Source organism: Arthrobacter sp. E70 (assembly GCF_058266945.1).
In genome coordinates this window covers 23,284-45,144 of sequence record NZ_JBYQFR010000020.1, presented here as the reverse complement: position 1 = coordinate 45,144, position 21,861 = coordinate 23,284, and the positions used below count along the sequence as shown (strand labels likewise).

Annotated in this window: 21 protein-coding genes and 1 tRNA gene; 14 read left to right on the top strand and 8 right to left on the bottom strand. The window is 67.8% G+C overall.

Annotated features, from left to right (window positions below; genetic code table 11):
- The first annotated feature begins 30 nt into the window (after positions 1 to 30).
- Positions 31 to 4,230, top strand: coding sequence for an AAA family ATPase (locus tag AC3IMC_RS19185; RefSeq protein ID WP_490920379.1), 4,200 nt, complete (start codon positions 31 to 33; stop codon positions 4,228 to 4,230).
- Positions 4,231 to 4,258: 28 nt separating this feature from the next.
- On the opposite strand, the gene AC3IMC_RS19180 is transcribed toward AC3IMC_RS19185, so the two are convergent.
- The 3 genes from AC3IMC_RS19180 to AC3IMC_RS19170 form a co-directional block, all read right to left on the bottom strand.
- On the bottom strand, positions 4,259 to 5,011 hold the full coding sequence (locus AC3IMC_RS19180; protein WP_490920378.1) for an RcpC/CpaB family pilus assembly protein: 753 nt from the start codon (positions 5,009 to 5,011) through the stop codon (positions 4,259 to 4,261).
- 193 nt (positions 5,012 to 5,204) lie between these two features.
- Complete coding sequence (locus AC3IMC_RS19175; protein WP_490920376.1) at positions 5,205 to 5,474, bottom strand: FmdB family zinc ribbon protein; 270 nt, start codon at positions 5,472 to 5,474, stop codon at positions 5,205 to 5,207.
- Positions 5,475 to 5,601: 127 nt separating this feature from the next.
- Positions 5,602 to 6,222, bottom strand: a complete 621-nt coding sequence (locus AC3IMC_RS19170) for a 5-formyltetrahydrofolate cyclo-ligase (protein WP_490920375.1) — start codon at positions 6,220 to 6,222, stop codon at positions 5,602 to 5,604.
- Positions 6,223 to 6,333: 111 nt separating this feature from the next.
- Here AC3IMC_RS19170 and galU point away from each other — a divergent pair, with 111 nt between their 5' ends.
- The 6 genes from galU to AC3IMC_RS19140 all read left to right on the top strand — a co-directional run bounded on the left by galU (position 6,334) and on the right by AC3IMC_RS19140 (position 10,164).
- Positions 6,334 to 7,239, top strand: coding sequence for a UTP--glucose-1-phosphate uridylyltransferase GalU (gene galU, locus AC3IMC_RS19165; protein ID WP_490920373.1), 906 nt, complete (start codon positions 6,334 to 6,336; stop codon positions 7,237 to 7,239).
- A gap of 4 nt (positions 7,240 to 7,243) precedes the next feature.
- Positions 7,244 to 7,864 (top strand): GNAT family N-acetyltransferase, encoded by a 621-nt coding sequence (locus tag AC3IMC_RS19160; protein WP_490920371.1) that lies wholly within the window; start codon positions 7,244 to 7,246, stop codon positions 7,862 to 7,864.
- Between the two features lie 105 nt (positions 7,865 to 7,969).
- Positions 7,970 to 8,914 (top strand): hypothetical protein, encoded by a 945-nt coding sequence (locus tag AC3IMC_RS19155; RefSeq protein WP_490920404.1) that lies wholly within the window; start codon positions 7,970 to 7,972, stop codon positions 8,912 to 8,914.
- Between the two features lie 121 nt (positions 8,915 to 9,035).
- Positions 9,036 to 9,111, top strand: a tRNA-Ala gene (locus tag AC3IMC_RS19150).
- A gap of 78 nt (positions 9,112 to 9,189) precedes the next feature.
- Entirely contained in the window at positions 9,190 to 9,342 is a 153-nt protein-coding gene (locus tag AC3IMC_RS19145) for a hypothetical protein (RefSeq protein WP_490920369.1), read from the top strand.
- A gap of 81 nt (positions 9,343 to 9,423) precedes the next feature.
- Positions 9,424 to 10,164, top strand: coding sequence for a Pr6Pr family membrane protein (locus AC3IMC_RS19140; protein ID WP_490920367.1), 741 nt, complete (start codon positions 9,424 to 9,426; stop codon positions 10,162 to 10,164).
- Here AC3IMC_RS19140 and corA read toward each other — a convergent pair.
- Positions 10,142 to 11,137, bottom strand: a complete 996-nt coding sequence (corA, locus tag AC3IMC_RS19135) for a magnesium/cobalt transporter CorA (RefSeq protein WP_490920366.1) — start codon at positions 11,135 to 11,137, stop codon at positions 10,142 to 10,144. The two genes, AC3IMC_RS19140 and corA, sit on opposite strands and share 23 nt — an antisense overlap.
- Positions 11,138 to 11,147: 10 nt before the next feature.
- Entirely contained in the window at positions 11,148 to 11,624 is a 477-nt protein-coding gene (locus AC3IMC_RS19130) for an Lrp/AsnC family transcriptional regulator (RefSeq protein WP_490920402.1), read from the bottom strand.
- Between the two features lie 169 nt (positions 11,625 to 11,793).
- Here AC3IMC_RS19130 and AC3IMC_RS19125 point away from each other — a divergent pair, with 169 nt between their 5' ends.
- Positions 11,794 to 13,038, top strand: coding sequence for an MFS transporter (locus AC3IMC_RS19125; protein ID WP_490920365.1), 1,245 nt, complete (start codon positions 11,794 to 11,796; stop codon positions 13,036 to 13,038).
- A gap of 21 nt (positions 13,039 to 13,059) precedes the next feature.
- Here the strand turns inward: AC3IMC_RS19125 and AC3IMC_RS19120 are convergent, their stop codons facing one another.
- Both AC3IMC_RS19120 and AC3IMC_RS19115 read right to left on the bottom strand, forming a co-directional pair.
- A complete protein-coding gene (locus AC3IMC_RS19120) occupies positions 13,060 to 13,563 on the bottom strand; it encodes an Lrp/AsnC family transcriptional regulator (RefSeq protein ID WP_490920364.1) in 504 nt (167 codons plus the stop codon).
- 138 nt (positions 13,564 to 13,701) lie between these two features.
- On the bottom strand, positions 13,702 to 14,943 hold the full coding sequence (locus tag AC3IMC_RS19115; RefSeq protein WP_490920362.1) for an MFS transporter: 1,242 nt from the start codon (positions 14,941 to 14,943) through the stop codon (positions 13,702 to 13,704).
- Between the two features lie 95 nt (positions 14,944 to 15,038).
- Between AC3IMC_RS19115 and AC3IMC_RS19110 the strand changes: the two genes are divergently transcribed.
- Both AC3IMC_RS19110 and AC3IMC_RS19105 read left to right on the top strand, forming a co-directional pair.
- Positions 15,039 to 16,022, top strand: coding sequence for a LysR family transcriptional regulator (locus AC3IMC_RS19110; RefSeq protein WP_490920401.1), 984 nt, complete (start codon positions 15,039 to 15,041; stop codon positions 16,020 to 16,022).
- A gap of 155 nt (positions 16,023 to 16,177) precedes the next feature.
- Positions 16,178 to 17,053 carry an N-acetylglucosamine kinase gene (locus AC3IMC_RS19105; protein WP_490920400.1) on the top strand — a complete coding sequence of 292 codons (876 nt, stop codon included), beginning with the start codon at positions 16,178 to 16,180 and terminating at the stop codon, positions 17,051 to 17,053.
- 12 nt (positions 17,054 to 17,065) lie between these two features.
- Here AC3IMC_RS19105 and AC3IMC_RS19100 read toward each other — a convergent pair whose 3' ends face one another.
- On the bottom strand, positions 17,066 to 18,085 hold the full coding sequence (locus AC3IMC_RS19100; RefSeq protein WP_490920360.1) for a pirin family protein: 1,020 nt from the start codon (positions 18,083 to 18,085) through the stop codon (positions 17,066 to 17,068).
- A 215-nt stretch (positions 18,086 to 18,300) separates the two neighbouring features.
- Between AC3IMC_RS19100 and AC3IMC_RS19095 the strand changes: the two genes are divergently transcribed.
- Genes AC3IMC_RS19095 through AC3IMC_RS19080 form a run of 4 tightly spaced genes read left to right on the top strand, consistent with a single transcriptional unit; the run spans position 18,301 to position 21,825 of the window.
- Positions 18,301 to 19,401 (top strand): ABC transporter ATP-binding protein, encoded by a 1,101-nt coding sequence (locus AC3IMC_RS19095; RefSeq protein ID WP_490920359.1) that lies wholly within the window; start codon positions 18,301 to 18,303, stop codon positions 19,399 to 19,401.
- The gene (locus tag AC3IMC_RS19090) at positions 19,401 to 20,123 is read left to right on the top strand and encodes an ABC transporter permease (RefSeq protein WP_490920358.1); all 723 of its coding nucleotides are present in this window, start codon (positions 19,401 to 19,403) and stop codon (positions 20,121 to 20,123) included. The genes AC3IMC_RS19095 and AC3IMC_RS19090 overlap by 1 nt, the downstream gene beginning before the upstream one ends.
- A complete protein-coding gene (locus tag AC3IMC_RS19085) occupies positions 20,120 to 20,866 on the top strand; it encodes an ABC transporter permease (RefSeq protein WP_490920357.1) in 747 nt (248 codons plus the stop codon). The genes AC3IMC_RS19090 and AC3IMC_RS19085 overlap by 4 nt, the downstream gene beginning before the upstream one ends.
- Positions 20,863 to 21,825: an ABC transporter substrate-binding protein gene (locus AC3IMC_RS19080; protein ID WP_490920356.1), complete on the top strand. Its 963-nt coding sequence runs from the start codon at positions 20,863 to 20,865 to the stop codon at positions 21,823 to 21,825. The genes AC3IMC_RS19085 and AC3IMC_RS19080 overlap by 4 nt, the downstream gene beginning before the upstream one ends.
- Positions 21,826 to 21,861: the final 36 nt, after the last annotated feature.

Below are 21,861 nucleotides of genomic sequence, written 5' to 3'. Positions count from 1 at the left end.
ACCGGGACCGGAGCGGCTACTCTCGAAACTATGCCGGTATGGTCCAGGGCGTCACGTGCAAGCGCAGAAAAGAAGGCAGAAGTGTCAGTTGGTCAAGGCCACCCGGAAGGCTCGGAAGAGCTTCGTAAATGGCTGTCGGGACTCAAACCCGTCACCGGCGCGGACACGATGCTGCGCTTCACCAAGACGCCCGAAGGCTCCATCGACCTCACCTCGGCGCACCCGTCAGGCCTGGCCCAGCTCATGGCCGGGCGCCGCACGCGCCTGTCCACGCTGATCCGGGACCGTCAGCAGTATGTGGTGGCGGCGCGGGCTTCGCGGAACATCCGGTCCAAGATCTTCGAACTCGCCAACGACCGCGGCATCGACGCCGGGTACCTTTCGGCCGGCACGGTGGTGTGGACCTCCGCCGTCGGGGGCAAGCCGCAGCGGGTGTCCGCGCCGGTGATGCTCACCGCCATCTCCCTGACTGTGCGGCCCGGGGAGGACGACTTCGAACTCCAGCTGACCGAGCAGGCGCACATCAACCCTGCCCTGGTGCGGCACCTGAAGAACGTCCACGGGATCGTCTTCGACGTCAACGCGGTCACCCGCCTGGCCTACAGCACCGCCCGGTTCGACCCCCAGCCTGTCCTGGACCGGCTGGCAACACTGATCCGGCCCATCCACGGTGCGGAAACCCAGCACAACCTGCTGGTGTCCACCTTCGCGGACCTCTCCGGCAACCTCGACGACCCCTGGATCAATGATTCCAACCCCCTGATCTCCGCGCTGGCAACCGCAGCGGGGGGCGAAGTGGTGGACGTCGAGGAACCCGACCCCTCCCGCTTTCCTCCGCTGGACAACCGGCACCCCAAGGACGAGCTGCTGCTGTTGGACGCGGACAGGGACCAGCAGTACGTCATCGATGCCGCCCGCGCCGGCGACTCCCTGGTGGTCAGCACGCCTCCCGGCACCGGACAGACCCAGACCGCCATCAACACGATCGGCGCCCTGGTGGATGCCGGCAAGACCGTTCTCGTGGTGGGCGACCGCCGGGCCAGCCTGAATGAAGTCTCGGCCCAGCTTGAGTCACTGGGGCTCGAGTCCATCCTGTTCCAGCTATCGGGAAACGTCACCGCGCAGCAGCTGAAGGGCCAGCTGGTCCGGGCCATTGTCCGCAACGAGAAGTCCCTGGAACCCCAGCTGGGAAACCTGCACAGCACGCTGACGGAGCACCGGCACGCGCTCATGGACCACGTGGCGTCGCTGCATAACGTCAGGGAGCGGTGGGGCTGCTCGCCGTACCAGGCCATGCAGTCCCTGGCGGAACTCACGTCCATCCACCCGGCCCCGGCCACCACGGTCAGGCTCAAGCGGAGCGTCCTGGACAGCATCAGGGACCGCGAGGAACTGGCTACCAGGCTGCGTCGGGCCGCGGAGCTGGGCAGCTTCAGCAAGGCTGCCACCACCAGTCCGTGGCACGGGGCCAGGCTGCTGACCCGCAAGGAAACAGAGGAAGCCCAGGACCTGGTCCGTTCCGTGGCCAAGAGCCTTCCCATCCTGCGTGAGCGCATGAACGCCGTGGCCGAGCATGCGGAAATCCGGCTCGGCGAATCGTTTGCCGAGTGGGGCGAACAGCTGGAACTGCTTGTCGCGGTGCGCGGCAGCCTGGACAAATTCACCCCGGACATCTTCGACCGCCCGGTGACGGACCTGATCTCCGCCACTGCGTCCTCCGCCTGGCGGCGCGAACGGGGCATCGAGATGACCTCCATGCAACGCTCGCGGCTGCGCCGGGTGGCCAAGGAATACGTCCGACCTGGTGTGCACATCGCAGACCTGCACACCTCGCTGCTCCTGGTCCAGGAGCAGCGGGCGCTCTGGGCCGGCTACGCCACCACGCAGCGGCACCCCGCCGTTCCGTCCGGCCTTGCCGAGATGAACGCGATGTACCGTGGCCTGGACCGCGAGCTCAGCCAGCTGGGGGAGGCCCTGCGGCACACTGAAGCCGGCGGCTCCCTGGCCACCGCCCCGTACGGGCAGCTGATGGAACGCCTGGAACGCCTGGTGGCCGATACCGACACGCTCAAGACACTGCCCGAACGCACCCTCCTGGTGGAGAACATGCGCGAGCACGGCCTGGGCGAGCTCCTGGCCGACCTCGCGGAGCGGGAGGTGCCGGAAGGATCGGTGGCCGCCGAACTCGAACTGGCCTGGTGGCAGTCCGCGCTTGAGGCCATGATCAGCGGCGACGACTACCTGGCCATGTCAGACGGCGACGCCCTCCGCCAGCTTGAGGCGGAGTACCGGCTGGCGGACAACGCCCACATTGCCAGCGGAGCGGCGCGCTTGCGCTGGGACCTGGCCGAGCGGTGGCGCACCGCGATCGCGGCCCAGCCCCGCCAGGCCGACCTCCTGCGCAGCCTGCTGAAGGACGGCCGGGTATCGCTGCCCGCATTGACCGCCCAGGCCCCGGACCTCATCGGCACCCTTGTCCCGGTCTGGTCCGTCAGCCCGTACCTCATGACCGGGCTGCTCCCGGCTGAACAGCACTTCGATGCCGTCGTGGTCCTCGATGCCGAGGCCACGTCGCTCCAGGCGGTTCTGCCGTCCCTTGCCCGTGCGCGGCAGGTCATCGCGTTCGGGGACGCACGGATCGCCAGTCCCCGGACCTTCACGGTAGGCGTCGAACGCCTGGCGCCGGGCGAGTCTGCCCACCAGCGCGTGGAGAGCGCCTTTAACGCGCTCTCGGCAGTCCTGCCCGTATGGCGGCTGAACGTGGTGTACCGCGCTGTTGACGAGGATCTGGTCCTGCAACTGAGCAAGGACTTCTACGACGGCGGCCTCCGCCGGCTGCCGGAAGGCCAGTCCGCCACGGGGCTGGACCGGTCCCTCCTGGTGGAATACCTTTCCGACGGCACCGGACTTCCCAGTGCCGACCATGAGGGCGTGGAATCTGTGGTCGCCGAAGTGAACCGCGTAGTGGAGCTGGTCTTCGAACACGCCCGCATGCGCCCCCGGACCTCACTGGCCGTGGTCACCGCCAGCCTCCGTCACGCCGCCAGGATTGGCGAATCCATCCGGCTCCAGCTTGCAAACCATCCAGGCCTGGCCGGCTTCTTTGGGGCAGGCCCGGAATCCTTCCGGGTGGTGGACCTGGAGCGCGCGCAGGGCCTGGTCCGGGACCATGTGATCTTCTCGCCAGGCTTCGGCCGCACTCCCCACGGCCGGGCGCTGCACAGCTTCGGGCCGCTCTCGGCGGAAGGCGGCAGGGAGAAGTTTGCATTGGCCATGACCCGCGCCAGGCGGTCCATGCATGTGCTGACGTGCTTCCGGCCGGAAGACCTGGACCATACCCGCCTGACACATGGAGCCGTGGACCTCTACGCGCTGCTGAACCGGGAAATTTCCGGCAACACGGACCTCGGTACGCCGGCTTCCCGTGCGGCTGCCAGCGAGCAGGCGCTTGGGGCTGATCCGCTGGTGGCAGACCTGGGAGACCGGCTGCGGGCACGCGGCGCCAGGGTGTGGCACCAGTACGACGGCGCCATTGACGTTGTTGCCGCGGCCGACCCCCTGAGCACCATGGGCCAGGACGACGCTGACCTTCCCTGGCCAGTGGCGATCGAGTCTGACGGCACCGAGCAGTACCGCACCATGAGCGTGCGGGAACGGAGCCGGCTCCGCCCGCAGTTGCTGGAACGGCTGGGGTGGCGGTACATGCCGCTGTGGACCATCGAGGTTTTCACCGATCCCTCGGCCTGCGCCGACCGGATCGCCGGGTACCTTGGCTTGGAAAAAGTCGTGCTCCCGGGCCGGACCACGACGTCGGGCGGCTTCCTTGACGACGACGTCGACCAGGCGCTCAATGGTATCGATACGCCCTCCGCCGGTGCCGTCTACCTGACCAGGCACCGTGCTGGCCAGGACGGTGCTGGCCATGATGGTGCAAGTCCAAGCAAGCCAGGCCAGGACAGTGCAGCCAAGGACAACGCCAAAGAGTCATCACAGGAAGAGTCATCACAGGAAGAGACGTCGCAGGAAGACATGAAGCAGGAAGATAACTCCCAGGACGGCGCAACTGCTGAGGCTGCCGGTCCGGCCGGCGCCGCATCCCGAGGCCCTGTCCCGGTGTCCGGCGGCATCCTGCCCACCAAGGCCGCAGAAGACGACGCCCGCAGCTGGGGTGACCGGGATGACGACCACGATGCCTGGCTGAAGGAGCAGAAGCCGCCGCACTGGGGCTGACCAGGACGCCGGCGGGCGCGCCGGCAGCTTACGGTGGTCCTACCAGGACAAAGAACAGCCTGCCCTGAGTTGACGCTCCGGCGAGACGGGCTGCCTGCTCGCGGCCTGCTGCCACAACGATCAGGCCATCCGTCTCGGTGGTGCCCAGCCACTGTCCGCTTTGCCCGCCTTTGTTCGAGGTCCACAGCACGGGGACCGCCGAGGCCAGCACTTCTGACGGTCCCTGCTGGTCGAATCCATTGGCCGATGTGAGGACAACATTCACCAGCTGGCCCGGAGCGACCAGCTGGGTGGACGAGGCATCGGCCATCCTTAAGGGGACAGCCGCCGAACCCGGCGGGGTCCCTGTCAGGAGCCCGGGACCAAGCAGTTGCGCGTCGGTGAGGAGCTGACCCTTTCGCAACGGGGCCGCCAACTGCTTGCCTGCTGCGGTGCCTGGATCGTGGAGAAAGCCTTCGGCAACTACCCCGGGCGGCACGCGCACGGGCGCCAGGTCCGATGCGGCGAGGGCGGTCCCGGCCGGCAGGTCACGGGCAGCGGCGAGTGCCGCAACGGTGGCCACAGGGGCCGGGGTCAGCTGTTGGACGGTCAAGGATGCGGCGGCGCAGAGCAGCAAAGCCGCGGCGAGGCGCCTGTTCCGGCTCAGCCATGCGGCGAAGCGGACTGGCAGGCGCCTGTTCGGGGGGCGCGAGCGGCTGGACGGACGGGAGTTGCCGGTCAGGCGTGGATTACCGGCAATGCGGGAGTTGCCGCGGCGGACACGGAACGGATGAGCAGGCATGAGCCCACGCTAGTGCCGGGCGAAAGAGGCTGGACAGGTCGGACGCCGGCTATGTGGACAATAGTGCCGCAGGGCGGGCAACGCTCCCGGTGCGTTTCCGCCAAGGCAAAATGGTGCCCGAAAGCACCGCTGCCGACACGAAGGCGGCCCGGCGCTGGAATGCGCCTGGCCGCCGTCGGCATCGCGGAGGGGGCTAGCTTGCTGCAGCCGCCGGGGCCGGGGCCGGGGTTGCAGCTGGAGCTGCCGGGGCCGCCGCTGGGGCGGGGGAGACGGAACTCCCCTTCGTGTCGCGGGAGTCGGTGCGGTAGAAGCCCGAGCCCTTGAAGACGACGCCAACGCTGTTGAACTTCTTGCGCAGCGTCCCGTTGCACTCAGGGCATGACGTCAGGCTGCTGTCCGAGAACGACTGGACGATGTCGAAGGCGTGGCCGCAATCCTTGCAGGCGTAAGCATATGTTGGCACTGGTGCTCCTCCTCTTGGGCAAACGAGAGGTCCCGTGCTGCCACGTGGTGAACCGTTAGCAGTCGCAGGGCCTGAGTGCCAATTCTAGCATCCTCCGTGCCCGGGAGGGGCCTGGCCCGGCCGCCGCTCAGGCGCCCCCGTTCAAGTGCCGGAGCCCGGACGGGAGGAGGACTGCCGGGACCGGCCGGTCGAATTCTTCCGCGGGAATCCTGCCCTCAGGCAGCAGTTCCTCGTCGTAGATCACGGCGGCCAGCGGGATGTCCTTCCCGGCCGTCGCCAGGTGCCCCAGGAACTTGTCGTAGTAGCCGCCGCCCTGGCCGATCCTGTTGCCCGCGAGGTCCACTGCCGTCGCCGGTATGAAGAGCGCCTGGGCCTCGCCGGCCACGTCAGGCCCATGCCGGGGACCGTCCGGTTCCAGGATGGGCGCGTACTTGCTGCGCGAGAAGCCCACTTCCGGCGTCCAGAACACCCAGCTCAATTCCCGGCCCGGTTCGCACACCGGAAGGAGGACCTTGTGGCCGCTGGCGTGCAGGGCGGCGATCAACGGCAGGGTGGGAGGTTCCTTGCCCACGCCGAGATAGACGCACACCGTTGCGGGACGCCCGCCGGTTACAGACCCTGCCCATGCTTCGCCATGCAGTGCCAGCCCCGCGCCCGCGGACTCGAGTTGCCCCGGGGTTAGGGTGGCCCGGCGCCGTCGGTGCGCGGCACGGATGCCGTCCTTGATGGTGTTCGACTCCTGCAGCATGGTGTCCTTCCTGCTCTGCCCGCCGGCTGACGGCTTGTGGCGGGCCGCCGTGGACCTGCCTGGGCTTTCGATAGTTACGGAAATGCTTGACGCTGACGTTAGATTAGTCCGGTGACTACCAGTAACCCGAGGGTCCGCAAAGCCGTCATCCCTGCAGCCGGCCTGGGTACCAGGTTCCTGCCCGCCACTAAAGCCATGCCGAAGGAAATGCTTCCTGTCGTTGACAAGCCTGCCATCCAGTACGTGGTGGAGGAAGCCGTCAACGTTGGCCTCAACGACGTCCTGATGATCACCGGCCGCAATAAACGGGCGCTCGAAGACCATTTTGACCGTGTGCCATCACTTGAGTCGATGCTGGCGGAGAAGGGTGACACCGCGAAGCTGGAAGCCATCCAGGCCGCCAGCAAGCTCGGCGATATCCACTATGTCCGGCAGGGTGACCCCCTGGGCCTGGGCCACGCCGTCCTCCGGGCCAGGCAGCACGTGGGGGAGGAAGCCTTCGCGGTCCTGCTCGGGGACGACCTCATCGACCCCCGCGACGAACTCCTCAGCACGATGATCGATGTCCAGGCCAGGACCGGAGGTTCCGTCGTGGCGCTGATCGAAGTGGAACCCTCGCAGATCAGCGCTTATGGCTGTGCTGACGTTGAGGAGTTCGACGGCGAAGGCTACGTCCGCGTGAACCGGCTGGTGGAGAAACCCTCTCCGGAGGAAGCGCCGTCCAACCTGGCCCTGATCGGGCGATACGTCCTGCACCCCGCTGTTTTCAATGTCCTCGAAAAGACGGAACCGGGACGCGGCGGCGAAATCCAGCTCACTGACGCCTTGCAGGAACTGGCATCCGGCGAGGGGGAGGGTTACGGGGTCTACGGCGTGGTGTTCCGTGGCCGCCGCTACGACACAGGCGACAAGCTCAGCTACCTCCAGGCCTGCATCCAGCTTGCCGTCGACAGCGATGACCTGGGCCCGGGGCTTCGGGAATGGCTGCCCGGATTCGCTGCCGGCCTGTCCGGGTAACGCCGTGCGCGCTGGTCCCATCTGGCCCGTCACGCTGGAGTGCGGCGACCTCGTCCTGCGGCCCATCAGGTACCGGGACAAGAAGGAGTGGACCGAGGTGCGGTCCCGCAACAGCGAGTGGCTGGCACCCTGGGAGGCCTCCAATCCAGAGCCGGGCGGCGGGCTACCGGATTACCGTCACATGGTCCGCTCGCTCAACGCGCAGGCTGCCCAGGGTACGGCGCTGCCGTTCCTGATCACGGAGTGGACGCCAGGACACAGGAACCCGGTCATCGTCGGCCAGTTGACCGTGTCGTCCATTGTCTGGGGCTCGGCGATGATGGCCACCCTGGGCTACTGGGTGGACAAGGCACGGGCCGGCCGGGGCATAGCTCCCACCTCCGTTGCACTGGTCACCGACCACTGCTTCCGCACCCTCGGCCTGCACCGGATGGAAATCAACATCCGCCCCGAGAACGGACCCAGCCTGCGGGTGGTGGAGAAGCTGGGGTTCCGTGACGAGGGGTACCGTCCCCGTTTCCTGCACATCAACGGGGAATGGGCCGACCACCGCTCGTTCGCCCTCACTTCGGAAGAAGTCCCGGAAGGCCTCCTGGCGCCCTGGCTTGCCTCGCATCCTTCATAAATCCAATGATTTGCCAGCAGCGACACGACACACCGCAGCTAATGCGGCAGGACCAGTCACGATGCTCATACGGTTTTGAGTGTGGACTTCCCCCTTAGCAGCTCAGTGATCCTCGTGGTTGCCGTCGTGCTCTGGATTGTTTGGGTTGCCCCTTACGTCCTCCGGAACCGCCGGCACCAGTTCCAGCCCGCCGGTGACTTCCTGGCGGACACGCAGGCCGAGGAACGGCCGGACCAGCCAGCCGGCCTGGTAATGAACGTCGCCGCCCAGCAGGAGAAAGCCATGGAACCCAGGAAGAGTGCCGCGCCCGCTGCCGGTGCTGCCAGCACTGCACCTCCGGCCCGGTTCCGTATCCGTTACGGCCGCACTGCCCTGGCCCTCGTGGGACTTCTGTCCCTGGTGACCCTCTTCATCTCCGGCGTGCTGCTGGCCTTCGGGCTGGGATCACCCGCCCTGCCGGTGGCGTGCGCCGTGCTGACTCCGGCGTCGGTAGCGGTGCTGCGCTGGCTCGCCGTCCGCGACCGCAAGGCGAAGGTAAACGCCGCGTTCCGCTCCGCCATGAGTGCAGCCCCGGCCCGCCGTCCGGATGTTGCAGCGCCGGCTGCTCCGCCGAAACCCGGGCAGGCACCTGCCCGTCGGGAAAGCCCGCTGTTCGACGCCGAGGCTGGCGAACCCAAAGTTAAGCCCCTGACTGCCATGGAGTTGCGCGAAGCAGCCCTCGCCGTCGCCGTTGCCGCCGGTGATCCCAGTGCCGCCGCCGTCAGGCCGGGCGCTGCCGCCGTCGCCCACAATGGTGTTGCCGGCACTCCCTGGGAGCCGGTGGAAGTGCCCAAGCCCGTCTACGTGGAAGCCGCGAAGGCCGAGCGTCCCGCTCCCGAACCGCTGGAGCTTCCGGAGGCTCCCAAGGCCGTGGGCAAGCCGTCCCTGAGGCAGGGTGCGGCCGGGGCCCCGTCGGCGGAAGCGGTGGCGTCTGCGGAGGCCCAGCAGCTCACCAAGGCGCAGCGGGCCCTGAGCAACCTCGACGACGTCCTGCAGCGCCGCCGCGCGTAGGCTCCCGCAGGGGACCCCGCCGTCGACAAGCGCGCCGATTGGCGTTGCGCCGGGAAAATTTGTAGCCTAGGGACACCGGATCCGCAGCCGCCGGGAAACTTTGCAGGCTGCGGCCAGTTCCGGGGCTATAGCTCAGTTGGTAGAGCGCTTCGTTCGCATCGAAGAGGTCAGGAGTTCGAATCTCCTTAGCTCCACCAGCCATCCATTTCCTCCGCCCAGGCGAAACGCAGCCTGATGAGCGGGCCAACCCCTTCCCACCAGCCTAGAGTGAGCCCATGGGAATCATTATTGGACTTCTTGTCATCTGGCTCATCCTGTCCATCGTGGGCTTTGTCGTGAAGGGCCTGTTCTGGCTCGCGATCATCGGCCTTATCCTCTTCGTCGCCACCGGCGTCTGGGGCTGGCTCAAGCGAAGGACCAGCGTCTGAGCCGGAACACGGAGTACTGGCCGGCATAGCGACTGCCAAAGGACTCTGTCGGGGGCCGTCAAATCCCGCCACCCTTGCTTCATGAGCCTCACAAAACGTACCGGCGGCCCCAGTCCGTCGGTACCGCCGGTCCGCCGTAACTTCGCCGCGAACAATGCCCTTCACCCCGATCGCCCATGGGTTCGTGCCATCCGGATCCTGGTCGGACTCTTTGTTCTCGCCGCGCTCATACAGAAGACTCTTGACGCGACCCTGCCGGGGAACGACGTCGACATTCCCCAGCTGTATTCGGAGTTCACTGTCCAGGGCAACCTTGTCCTGGGGCTTGTACTGCTCGCCTCGGGGTTGCGGCCGCGGAGCAGGCTGCCGCGCTGGTGGGACCATTTGTTCGGTGCTTTGGTCCTGTACCTGGTCATGACGGGCATCATTTACATCGTGCTGGTGGCGCCGCCCGATGAGCCGTGGTGGAGCTGGGACCTTTACTGGCCCCAACTGGCACACCACCGCCTGGCGCCGTTGATGGTGGCACTGGACTGGCTCCTCGTTACCCGTACGGTCCGCGGCCCCTGGTGGCGGCCGTTGGCCTGGCTGGGCTACCCCGCGGCATTCCTGGTGTTTTCGTGGGTCCGCGGGGGCCTCGACGGATGGTACGTATACGACTTCCTGGACCCCACGCGCGAGGGCGGCTGGGCGAGGGTGTTCGGCATCGCGGCCGAAGTCCTCGGCGCCTTCCTGGCGGTCTCGGTGCTCGTGCACGCCGCAGGGAACGCCCGCGTGCGGCTTGCCGTTGGATGGCCCCCTAAATCCAGCCCTTCTTCTTGAAGATCGCGTACATAAGCGCGCCCGTTGCCACCATCAGCCCAAGCGCCATCGGATAGCCGAAGGCCCAGTGCAGCTCCGGCATGTGGTCAAAGTTCATGCCGTAGATGCCGGCCACGAAAGACGGCGCGAAGAGGATCGCCGCCCAGGATGAGATCTTCTTGACCTGCTCATTCTGTTCGGCGCTGGCCTCGTTTTGCCTGTTGGCGGTCAGCGTCCCGTCCAGGGTGAGGGCGTTCTGCAGGAGGTCACGGAAGGAATCCGCCCGGGAAATCACCCGTTCAACGTGGTCTTCAACGTCCCGCAGGTTGTGCCGCAGCTCGGTCTCCACGCCGTACTTTTCAAAGCCCCGCTTCAGCTGGTCCAGCATCTCCGGCAGGGGGTGGATGGCCCGCTGGAACTGGATCACTTCGCGGGCAAGCTCATAGATGCGGCGGGATACGGCCGAATCACCGCTGAAAAGCTGGTCCTCGATCTCGTCGATGTCGTTCTCGAGCCCGGCCACCACCGGCGCATAGTCGTCCACCACCCGGTCCAGCAGCGCGTACAGCACGGCCTCGGGTCCGTGCCGCAGAAGGTCCGGCCGTGCCTCAAGCCGCTGCCGCACCCGGGCCACCCCGGCCGTTTCAGCATGGCGTACGGTCACCACGAAGTTCTTGCCGGTGAAGACGTGGAGTTCACCAAATTCCACCGTTTCGCTCGCGTCCAGGTACCGGGCGGGACGCAGCACCGTGAACAAATTGTCGTCGTAGCGCTCCAGCTTGGGCCGCTGGTGGGCTGAAACTGCGTCCTCGACTGCGAGGCCGTGCAGGCCGAACTCTGCTGCCACCGCCGCCATCTCGTCCGCCGTCGGCCGGTACAGTCCGATCCAGGCCATACCGCCGTGCCGGGCCAAAGTCTCAAAGGTCTGCTCCAGGCTTTCAGGCTCGGCGTGGCGCACGCCGTTGACGTACACGGCGTTGTCGATGATGGTCATTCTGGAAATCCTACTGGCCGGTGCTGCTCAGGCCGCTGATCAGGGGCTCCGTCCGGTACGGGATATGGGTGTGCAGTGCCAGGACCGTCTCGGTGCGGATGACCCCCTTTATCCTCAGGACCTGGCGCAGGGACGCCTGAAGGTTGTGGGTGTCCGTGGCAACCACCCGGCACCACACATCGCCGCGCCCAGAAATCTCGTGGACTTCAAGGACCTGCGGAATCAGCCGCAGAGCCGCCACCACGCCGTCCAGTTCGCGGTGCGAAACTTCGATGGTCACGAACGCCACCACGTCATACCCGACGGCCTCAAGGTCCACTTCGCGGCCACCCGGTCGCAGCACCCCGGCCCGCAGCAGGCGGCGCACGCGGGACTGGGCGGTGTTGCGCGCAATACCCAGCGCCTCGCTGAGCTCACCGATTTGGATGCGGGGGTCCCTGATCAGGGCCAGGAGGATCTTCAGGTCCGTGGGGTCCAGCTTGTTCAAAATCGTCACTCTCCATCATGTGGGCAGGCAAGAATTGATGGTTCTGCGCAATTACGAGCCCAAGAACAGACGAATCAGGCAGTCCTCCCGCATTCTTGAATCATCATAGATCCATCCGCGAAGGGCTCCCACAAGGACGACCCGCCGCGGCCACTCCTAAGGCGGCACCATGACGGTCTTCAGCGAACTGCGAATGCGTCCGGCAACGGCTGCAGCCGCAGGCTGGGATGCTTCCACTACAGCAAGGCTGGTCATGGCCGGTGCGGTCATCTTCATGCTCCTGGTGGGCGCCAACCTGGCCACCCCGCTGTACCCGCTGCTGCAGATCAGCCTGGGACTGTCCAGCCTCGAAGTGACGGGTGCTTTTGCGAGCTACGTGCTGGCGCTGGTGGCCACGCTGCTGCTGGCCGGCCACTGGTCCGACCACATCGGGCGGCGCGCTGCTCTCCTGGTTGCAGTGCTCACCGGCCTGGCCGGAGGATGGATCTTCTCCGAAGCGCAGACCCTGGCCGCCTTGTGCGCCGGCCGGGCGCTTCAGGGAACGGCCGTGGCCCTTGCAACCGGTGCCAGCGCCGCTGCCCTGCGGGAACTGCTGCCTTCCCGCCCTGAGTGGGCGTCCCGCTTCACGCTGCTGGCATCCTCCGGGGGAGTGGCTGCGGGACCCGTGATCGGCGGACTGCTGTCGCTGCTTCCCGGCGCCACCACCGCCCCCTATTACATCCACTCGGTCCTCCTCGCAGCGCTGCTGGTTCCGCTCTACCTGATCCGGGCCCGGCCGGCGATCATGCTGCCGGCACCGTCGCGGCCCCTCTACGCGCTTGCTCCGCGCCGCCCGTCCGTTTCGCGCCAGGCGAGGGGCGCATTCTGGCTGGCCTCCGGCGTCGGCTTCCTCAGCTTTGCCGTGTTCGGTTTCTGCCTCTCGCTGGCCCCCGGCTATTTCGCGCAGGTCCTGGACACGCAGTCCCGCCCGCTGGTGGGCGTGCTCGCCGGCCTGCCGCTGGGGGCCTCGGCGCTGAGCCAGCTGGTGAGCGTGCGGGGCCGGCTGGCCGTGCCTGCCGGGCTGGCCGTCCTGGGCGTGTCCGTGATGCTGCTCGGTGCAGCCGGTACCTGGCACAGCCCGTTGCTGCTGGTTGCGGCTGCTGCGGCGGCGGGGCTGGGACAGGGAGTGGCCTTCCGCACGGTCTTCAACGAGGTGGCCGCGAAAGTGGAGCCCGCCCGGCATGCGCAGATCATCAGCACCGTCTACGTCATCACGTACCTTGGCAGCGCCGTCCCGGTGCTGGGCCTCGGCTGGGCGGGCGGGATGTTCGGGGTGCCGGCTGCCGTGCAGGGCTTCGTGCTGGTGTGCGGCTCGGCGGCACTGGTGCTGTCAGCCGTGACCATGGCAGCGGCAGTCAGGCGGCGGCCAGCCTAGGCAGCCAGGCGCTCAGACGGCTCAATCCGGCAGTGGCCCGTGGTTGCCCTGGATGTGTTCGAAGACCAGGGTGGTTTCGGTGTGGCCGACCACGGGGTCCGTGGCCAGGTTGTCCAGCACCCAGTCCCGCAGGTCCTCCGTGCTTGCAACGGCAATGTGCAGCAGGTAATCCACCGAGCCGGAGGTGTGGAACGTCGACAGTACGGCGGGCAGGTGCGGCACGCGGGCGGTGAAGCGGTCGATCTGGTCCCGGTCGTGGGCACGAAGGCGCACCGCCACCAGCGCCTGGACGGACCTGCCGATGGCGGACAGGCTGAGTTTCGCCTCGTAGCCCTGGACGATGCCGCGCTCGGACAGTGCGCGGGTGCGCATCAGGGCGGTGGAGGGCGCGATGCCCACCAGTTCGGCGAGCTGCTTGTTGGAAATCCTCGCGTCCGCCACGAGGGCTGCCAGGAGCCGTTCATCGATGGCGTCCAGCGGTTCCAGGTGCTGCCCTGGCCTGCCGTTCCTGGCGTTCGTGCTCACTGCGGTTCCTTCCAACGGTCCTCTGTTCATCCTAGACCGCAGAATCGGTTTCAACCGGTGCCGCAGGGCACCTTCCGCCGAATTTCCGGCCCTTCCTTCCCGTGACCTTCAAGGAATAGTTCAGGGCTGTGACAGGCGTCAGTTTGCTGCGGGTTCCGTCGCTGGATGGACGACGGCGACCGTCGCCGCCGTGAGGCAGGCCAGGACCATGACGGCCCCCGCCAGGGCATTCCAGCCCCAGGCCTGGAAGAGCAGGCCGCCTGCCCAGCCGAAGATGCTGGAGCCAAGATAGTAGGCCAGGTTGTAGAGGGACGCAGCCTGGGCGCGGCCGGTGCTGGCGATAGCGCCGGTCCACCCGGACCCGATGCTGTGCGCGGCGAAGAAGCCGCCGGTGAAGACCACCAGTCCGGAGAGGATCAGGACCAGGAACGGGGTCAGGGTGAGCGCGAGACCGGCCGTGGCAAGGGCCAGCCCTGCCAGCAGCACGTTCCGCCGCCCGAACCGGACCGTCAGCCCCGCCGCCCAGCGGGAGGAGAAGGTGCCGGACAGGTAGGCCAGGAAGATCAGGCTGATCAGTGTTGCCGGGAGGCCGAACGGTGCCCCGGAGAGCCGGAAGCCGAGGTAGTTGTAGATGGCGACAAAGCCACCCATCATCAGGAAGGCCTGGATGTAGAGCGCCAGCAGCCGGATGCTGCGCACATGCCCTGCCAGGGTGCCCAGCGCGGCGCGCAGGCCGCCGGCCCGGGCAGGAGCGAAGCCGCGGGCCTTGGGCACCAGGACAAGGAACGCCGCGGCCGCAAGGGTAGCGAGGACGGACACGGCCAGCGCGGCAGCCGGCCAGCCCCAGAGCTCGCCCACCGGGCCTGCCACAAGCCGTCCGGCCAGGCCGCCGAGGGTGGTTCCGGCAACGTAGCTGCCCGCTGCCAACGCGGCATGCGCCTTGGTCACCTCCTCGTTGAGGTAGGCGATGGCAATCGCGGGGATGCCGCCCAGTGCCATCCCCTCGAGCAACCGCAGCGTGAGGAGCATGCCGAAAGTCCCGGCCAAGGGGACCATCAGCCCCAGGACCGTGGCAGCGCAGATGCCCCACATCATGGCGCGGACCCGGCCGATCCTGTCAGCCAGGAAGGACCAGGGGATCACGGTGGCGGCCAGCCCGACGGTGGCCAGGGAGATGGTCAGGGCGGCCTCCGCGGCCGTGATGTCCAGATCGGCGGCCAGCAGCGGCAGGACGGCCTGGGTGGAGTAGAGCTGCGCGAAGGTGGCCACGCCGGCGCATGACAAGCCGGCAAGTATCCGCCCGTACGCGCGGGACCCCTTGGCGTGCCCGACCCAGCGGGGCAGGGCGTCATGGGCGGCTGGGGCTGCGTTCTGCGGCATTCCGCCAGCGTAGACCCACGGCTATGGATGCTTCCAATGCATAATTCATGCAAAACTGATAGCGCAGGAGGATGATTAGCCGGAGGGGAGCAGTCGTGGAGCCGGACCGGAAACAGTTGGCGCAGCTCCTTCCGCTCCTGCCGGTACTGGCCGAGCTCGGCCGCACCGAACACGTAACCGAGACAGCGGAACTCCTGGGAGTACCCCAGTCGACAGTGAGCAGGGCGGTGGCCCGGGCGAGTGCCGCCGTCGGGACCGAACTTGTGGTGCGGGACGGCCGCGGCGTCCGGCTCACCCCTGCCGCCCGCACCTTGCTGCCCTACATTGGGCAGGCGCTCGCCGAATTCCAGGCCGGCCTGGACCTGGTGCGCAACGAGTCGGAGGTTGTTCGGGGCAGGATTTCCGTGTCCTTCCAGCACACCTTTGGCGAGTCCACCCTGCCCCTGCTGATCAGTGCCTTCCGGGCACGGCACGCCGGGGCCGAGTTCCGGCTCAGCCAGGGTGCGCGCAGCACCTGCCTCGCGGAGCTTGCGTCCGGAGAGGCTGACCTGGCCCTGACGGCGCCCGTGGCGGCACCTGGGAAAAACCTCGGGACAGCCCCGCTATACAGGGAACCGCTCCGCCTGGTGGTGCATCACGGCCATCCCCTGGCCCGGCAGCGGGCGGCGCGGCTGGCGGACCTTCGCGGCGAGCCCTTCGTCGCGCTTGAGCCCGGCTACGGGCTGCGCTCGCTCACCGATGCGCTCTTCCGGGAGGCGGGGTACCGCCCCCGCATCGCCTTCGAAAGCCAGGACTCGCACACGGTCCGTGGCCTGGTCTCCGCCGGCCTGGGCGTCAGCATCCTTCCGCCGGGCGGCGACGCTCCCGGGCGCCTGGTGCGGCCGGAAACGGGGAACCTGGGGTGGGTGGAAGTGCCGCTGGATTCGGCGCTGGCCTTCCGGACGGTCGGCGTCAGCTGGCGGCGGCGGAAGCCGGAAAACGAACCGGTGGCCGTACGGCTTTTCCGTGAGCTGGTGGCCAACGAGGGGCCGGGGCTGCTGGCGGGCCTGGTCAGGCAGGGAAACCGCCTGCCGCAGTGAACGTTCGACGGCGGGACCCGCCACGCTGCGCAGCCGCGGGAGCGCGGGCCAAGTACCCTTGTGACGTGGCAAACACTGACGCGACAAACACCCAGGACCCCTCCGCAGCCTCCGCCGGAACCAACAGCGCACCCCGCTCCGGCCCGCTGCAGGGCATCACCATCGGACTGGACATCGGCGGCACCAAGACGCACGGGGTCCGCTTCGAGGACGGCATCCCGGTAGCAGATGAATCCGCCGGCAGCTCCAACGTGCAGAACGTCACCCGGGAGGAAGCGGCCCGAAACCTGGCGGACCTTTTCGCCCGGATCGGCGCCGGACCCGTGGCACGGGTGTACGCCGGGTCCGGCGGAATCGACACGGACGAGGACGCGGCGGCCCTGGCCGCCCTGATCCAGCCCCTCGTCCCGGACGCCAGGGTCACTGTTGTCCACGATTCGCGCCTGCTGCTGGCCGCCGGCCGCGCCGGCACGGGAGTCGCCGTGATCGCGGGAACGGGCTCGGCAGCCTGGGGCCGGAACGCCGGCGGAGCCGAGGCAAGGGCCGGAGGATGGGGGTACCTGCTCGGTGACGAAGGCAGCGGGTATTGGCTGGGCCGGGAAGCGGTGCGGCACAGCCTGCGCCGGATGAACCAGGGCCTGCCGATCGACCAGCTCACCGCGGCCCTGCTGAGAGCCTGCGGGCTGGACCATCCGAACAAGCTCATCGCCTTGTTCCACTCGCCGGAAACGGGCAGGCGGTTCTGGGCGCAGCAGGCGCGGCACGTGGTGGAGGCAGCGGCCGCCGGGCACCAGGACAGCACCGCGCTGCTGGAGCAGGCCGGAAAAGCCCTTGCCGCGCTGGCAGAACAGGTGCTGGGCCAGCTGGGCCTCGACGGGCCGGTGATCCTGGGCGGCGGCCTGGGCATGAATGTCGCGCCGCTGCAGGAGTCCTTCCGCCGGAACCTGGCCGCCGCCGGCATCACGGACGTCAGGGTCCTGGACCAGGAGCCCGTGTTCGGCGTGCTGGAACTGGTCGCCGGGCCCGCTTAATCCACTGCGCGCTTAATCCACTGCGCGCTTGCGGGGCGTCAGCCGGACCCCGGGAAGCGGAGGCGCAGGGATGCGGCCTGCCTCCGCGCCCGCACCGGGGCCATGCCCACGCACTAAACCGTAGCGGGCGGCAGCGGTGTCGGCATCCGACAGGCCCGCCTGGGCTTCCCACTCGTCCCGGGCCTGTTCCACCTCATCGTGCGTACGGCCCACGAAGTTCCACCACATCAGCAGCTCCTCACCGAACGGCTCACCGCCGATCAACAGGAAACGGGTACCGGGGAGCGCCTGGATCGGGAGCTCGCTGCGGCCGGTGCCCAGGTAGCCCAGCGGTCCGGCGGGCAGGTCCTGCCCGTCCACCGCCAGGCCGCCGTCGAGCACCAGAATGCCGTGCTCAAAGCGCGGGTTCAGCGGCAACACGCCGGCGCCCCCGCAGGAGACGTCCGCTCCCACGATCGGTGAGTACATGGTGGCCGGGGATACGGCGCCGGCAAACTCGCCCACCATGACAGTGGCCGTGAAACCCTCGCCGCTCGCCACCGGCAGGGCCCGGTGTTGTTCGAAGGCGGGCTGCCGGTGCCGGTGCCGGTCGGGAAGGGCCACCCAAAGCTGGAGGCCGCGCTGCACCGGCAGCTCGGCGCCGGCTGGCGGAAGAACCGCGAATTCCGAGTGCGAAACCCCGTGCCCGGCGGTCATGATGTTCAGCTCACCGGGCCGCACCACGACGTCGCTGCCCACGCTGTCGCGGTGCCGGATGTTCCCGGCCAGCGGCCAGGTCACCGTCTGCAGCCCGATGTGCGGGTGGGGGAGGACGGACATGGCTGTCCGGTCCGGTCCGAAACTGTCCAGGAAGCACCAGGCCCCGATGGTGGGCAGGCCGCGCTGCGGCAGGGTCCGTTTCACATTCATGGCCCGCACCCCGCCCAGCGGCACCTCGCGTTCGGGCCACAGCTGGAGGCAAGGTCCGGGATTTCCGTTCGCGGAGGCCGGGGGGCAGACCTCCTGCTGGGGAGCTATTTCCAAGTTGGTCACACACCCACTCTAGGCCTGTCCAGCCTGCCCGGCCGCCGCTCCGGCCCATCCATGCACGGGCGGGCTCCGAATGGTCACAGTAGGGATTCCTTTGCACGGATTGGCCCCGTATCCGGTGAAGCCTGCGGCTGTTTGGGTTACCGTAACTAACAGCGTGCTGATGACAATGTCGCGGTGCTTTAGGCCCGTCCAACAGAACAGGTAAGTGGCGCATCATGGACCAGGCGATGATCGAGTTCCAGAGCGTTTCCAAGCAGTACCCGGGCGGCCAGCCCGCCGTGGACGGGCTGACGATGTCCATCGCCAAGGGTGCCATCACCGTGTTCGTGGGGCCCTCCGGCTGCGGCAAAACCACCTCGCTGCGCATGATCAACCGGATGGTGGAGCCTACGTCCGGAACCATCACCGTGGATGGCAAGGACGTCACCACGGTCCCGGCAGCGCAGCTTCGCCGCTCCATGGGCTACGTGATGCAGTCCGCGGGGCTGCTGCCGCACCGCTCCGTGCTGGACAATATCGCCACGGTGCCCCGGCTGAACGGCGTCCCGAAGGGGCAGGCGCGAAAGCGGGCAGAAGAGCTCCTGGACGTGGTGGGCCTGGCACAAACGCTGGGCAAGCGATACCCATCGCAGCTTTCCGGCGGCCAGCAGCAGCGCGTCGGCGTGGCCCGCGCTCTCGCCGCAGACCCGCCAATCCTCCTCATGGATGAACCTTTCAGTGCCGTGGATCCCGTGGTCCGCGATGAGCTCCAGCAGGAACTGCTGCGCCTCCAGAAGGACCTGGCCAAGACCATCGTCTTCGTGACCCATGACATCGACGAGGCCACTACCCTTGGCGACAAGGTGGCGGTCTTCGCCACGGGCGGGAAACTGGCGCAGTACGCAACTCCGGAGGAAATCCTGCGGGCTCCGGCCAACAACTTCGTGGCCTCCTTCGTGGGCAGGGACCGCGGCTTCCGGCACCTTGGATTCACGGCGTCCGACGGCGTGACGCTCCACCCCGTGCCCACGATCATCCGCGGTGCCAATGGCTGGGAGTCCGATTCCACAGCTGCCGGCGGCTGGCAGCTGGTGGTGGACGGTGAGCGGCGCCCGATGGGCTGGTCAGCGCCCGGCACCGAAACGGAGCTCGTGCCCGGCGGGTCGCTCTTCCGTCCGGGGGAGAGCCTGCGCCGCGCCCTGGACGCAGCGCTGTCTTCACCGTCGGGCCTCGGTGTTGCAGTAGATGCCGAGGGCCGGGTGCTGGGCATCATCCGCGGCGGAGAGGTCCTGGCGCTGATCGAAGAAGCGCGCCAGCTGCGGCAGGCTGCCCTCTGATGGAGTGGTTCCTGGCCAACAGCGGCATGGTCCTGGAGCGCGCCGGCCAGCACCTGGTGCTGGCGCTCGTTCCCATGGTCCTGGGGCTGGTGATCTCCATCCCGCTGGCCCAGCTGGCGCGGCAGAACGCTGCGCTCCGTTCGGTGGTGCTGACGGCTTCGTCCCTGCTGTACACCATTCCCTCACTGGCGCTCTTCATCATCCTGCCCACCATCCTCGGGACCCGCATCCTGGACCCCCTGAACGTGGTGGTGGCCCTCACTATCTACGCCGTGGCCCTGCTGGTCCGTGCCGCGCTGGACGCCTTCGATTCCGTCGATGCGGACATCAGCCAGGCCGCCCAGGCCATGGGGTTCAAGCCGCTGGCCCGGTTCGTGCAGGTGGACCTGCCGTTGTCGCTGCCGGTGATGTTCGCCGGCCTGCGGGTGGTGTCGGTCAGCAACATCTCTTTGGTGAGCGTTGCCGCGCTGCTGGGCGTGGGGAACCTCGGCATGCTGTTTACCGACGGCCTGCAGCGGGATTTCGTCACCGAGGTGGTGGTAGGGATCGTGGCAATCCTGGTCCTCGCCCTGCTGATGGACGCCGTCCTGGTCCTGTTGGAGAGGCTTCTCACCCCGTGGGAGCGGGCCGGCCGGCGGCAACGCCCGGCCGGTGAGGGCGCGAGCGTCGGGCCGACAGTCCCGCCCCTGGCCGCGCCCCGGACCGGAGGCGAAAACCCGTGAGCAATGTCTTCGCCGATACCTTCGCGTGGCTGGGTGAGCCGGAGCACTGGTCCGGCTCCATGGGCATTCCCGTCCGCCTCGCCGAGCACCTCCAATACACCGGCCTGGTGATGCTCATCGCCGCCGCCATCGCCGTTCCTGTCGGGTTGTTCGTCGGGCACACCGGGAAGGGCAGGGTTGCCGTCGTCGCCTTGGCGGGGGCCTTGCGGGCCCTGCCCACCCTTGGCCTGCTGACGCTGTTCGTGCTCCTGGCCGGCATCGGGCTCATGCCACCGGTCTGGGCGCTGGTCATCCTCACCGTGCCGCCCCTCCTCGCCGGCACGTATGCCGGAATCTCCAGCGTGGACCGGAATGTGGTGGACGCCGCCCGGGCCATGGGCATGACCGAACTGCAGGTCCTCTTCAAGGCCGAGCTGCCCAACGCTCTGACCGTGATGTTCGGCGGCTTCCGGACCGCCCTGCTGCAGGTGATCGCCACCGTTTCCGTCGTCGCCTACATTAATCTCGGCGGCCTGGGGCGTTACCTCTTCGACGGCCTCGTCCTCAGCGACTTCCCCCAGATGCTGGGAGGATCACTGCTCATCGCCGTGCTGGCGATCGCCGTCGACCTCGTCCTGTCCCTGTTCCAGAGGCTGTTCCTGACACCAGCGGCCTCACAGCAGTCCCACCGCAGCCAGGAGGCTGCGGTCGATCTCACAGACCCCGTAGTTGCGGAGACTGTCGTACAAGGAGGTAAGTCATGAAAGATAGCCGTCCCCCGCGCCTTGGCAGGCGCATGTTCGGGGGCCTCGCCGCAGGGCTGGGCCTGGCAATGGCGCTGTCCGCCTGCGGCGGTTCGTCCAACCCGCTGAGCAATACACCTGCTCCCAGCGGCGGTGCTTCCGGGGAGGCAACCTCCCTGGTGGTGGGCTCTGCCGACTTCCCGGAAAGCCAGATCATCGCTGAGCTGTACGCCGGCGCCCTGAACGCCAACGGCATCACCGCCACCACCAAGCCCAACATCGGCTCCCGCGAGGTCTACTTCAAGGCCGTGCAGGACGGGTCCGTGGACGTGGTTCCGGACTACAGCGGCAACCTGCTGCTGTACGTGGACAAGGAAGCCACCGAGGTCTCCGCGGGAGACATCATCAAGGCGCTGCCCGGCAAGCTGCCGGACGGTCTCGCCGTGCTGGATGCGTCCAAGGCCGAGGACAAGGACGCCATGGTGGTGACCAAGGCGACGGCCGAGAAATACCAGCTCAAGTCCATCGAGGACCTGGCAAAGGTCTGCAGCGAGATCGTTGTGGGGGCCCCCGCCACCTTCGCCGAGCGCGCGTACGGCCTGCCCGGCCTGAAGAAGAACTACAACTGCGAGCCCAAGAAGCTGGAGCCGTTCAGCGACGGCGGCGGCCCTGTGACCCTCAAGGCCCTGCTGGAGGACAAGGTGCAGGTGGCCGACATCTACACCACCACGCCGTCAATCGCTGACAACGACCTCGTGGTGCTGGAGGACCCGAAGAACAACTTCATCGCCCAGCAGGTCCTTCCGCTGTACAACAAGGCAAAGGTCACGGACAAGGCAAAGCAGGCGCTCAACTCGGTCTCGAGCGCCCTCACCACAGACGATCTGATCAACCTGAACCGGGCCGTCAGCGGCAGTCAGAAGCAGGATGCCAAGGCGGCAGCCACCGCGTGGCTGAAGGACAAGGGGATCATCAAGTAGGGGCCCCGGGTCCCCACCTGCCCGGGCAGGCGACAG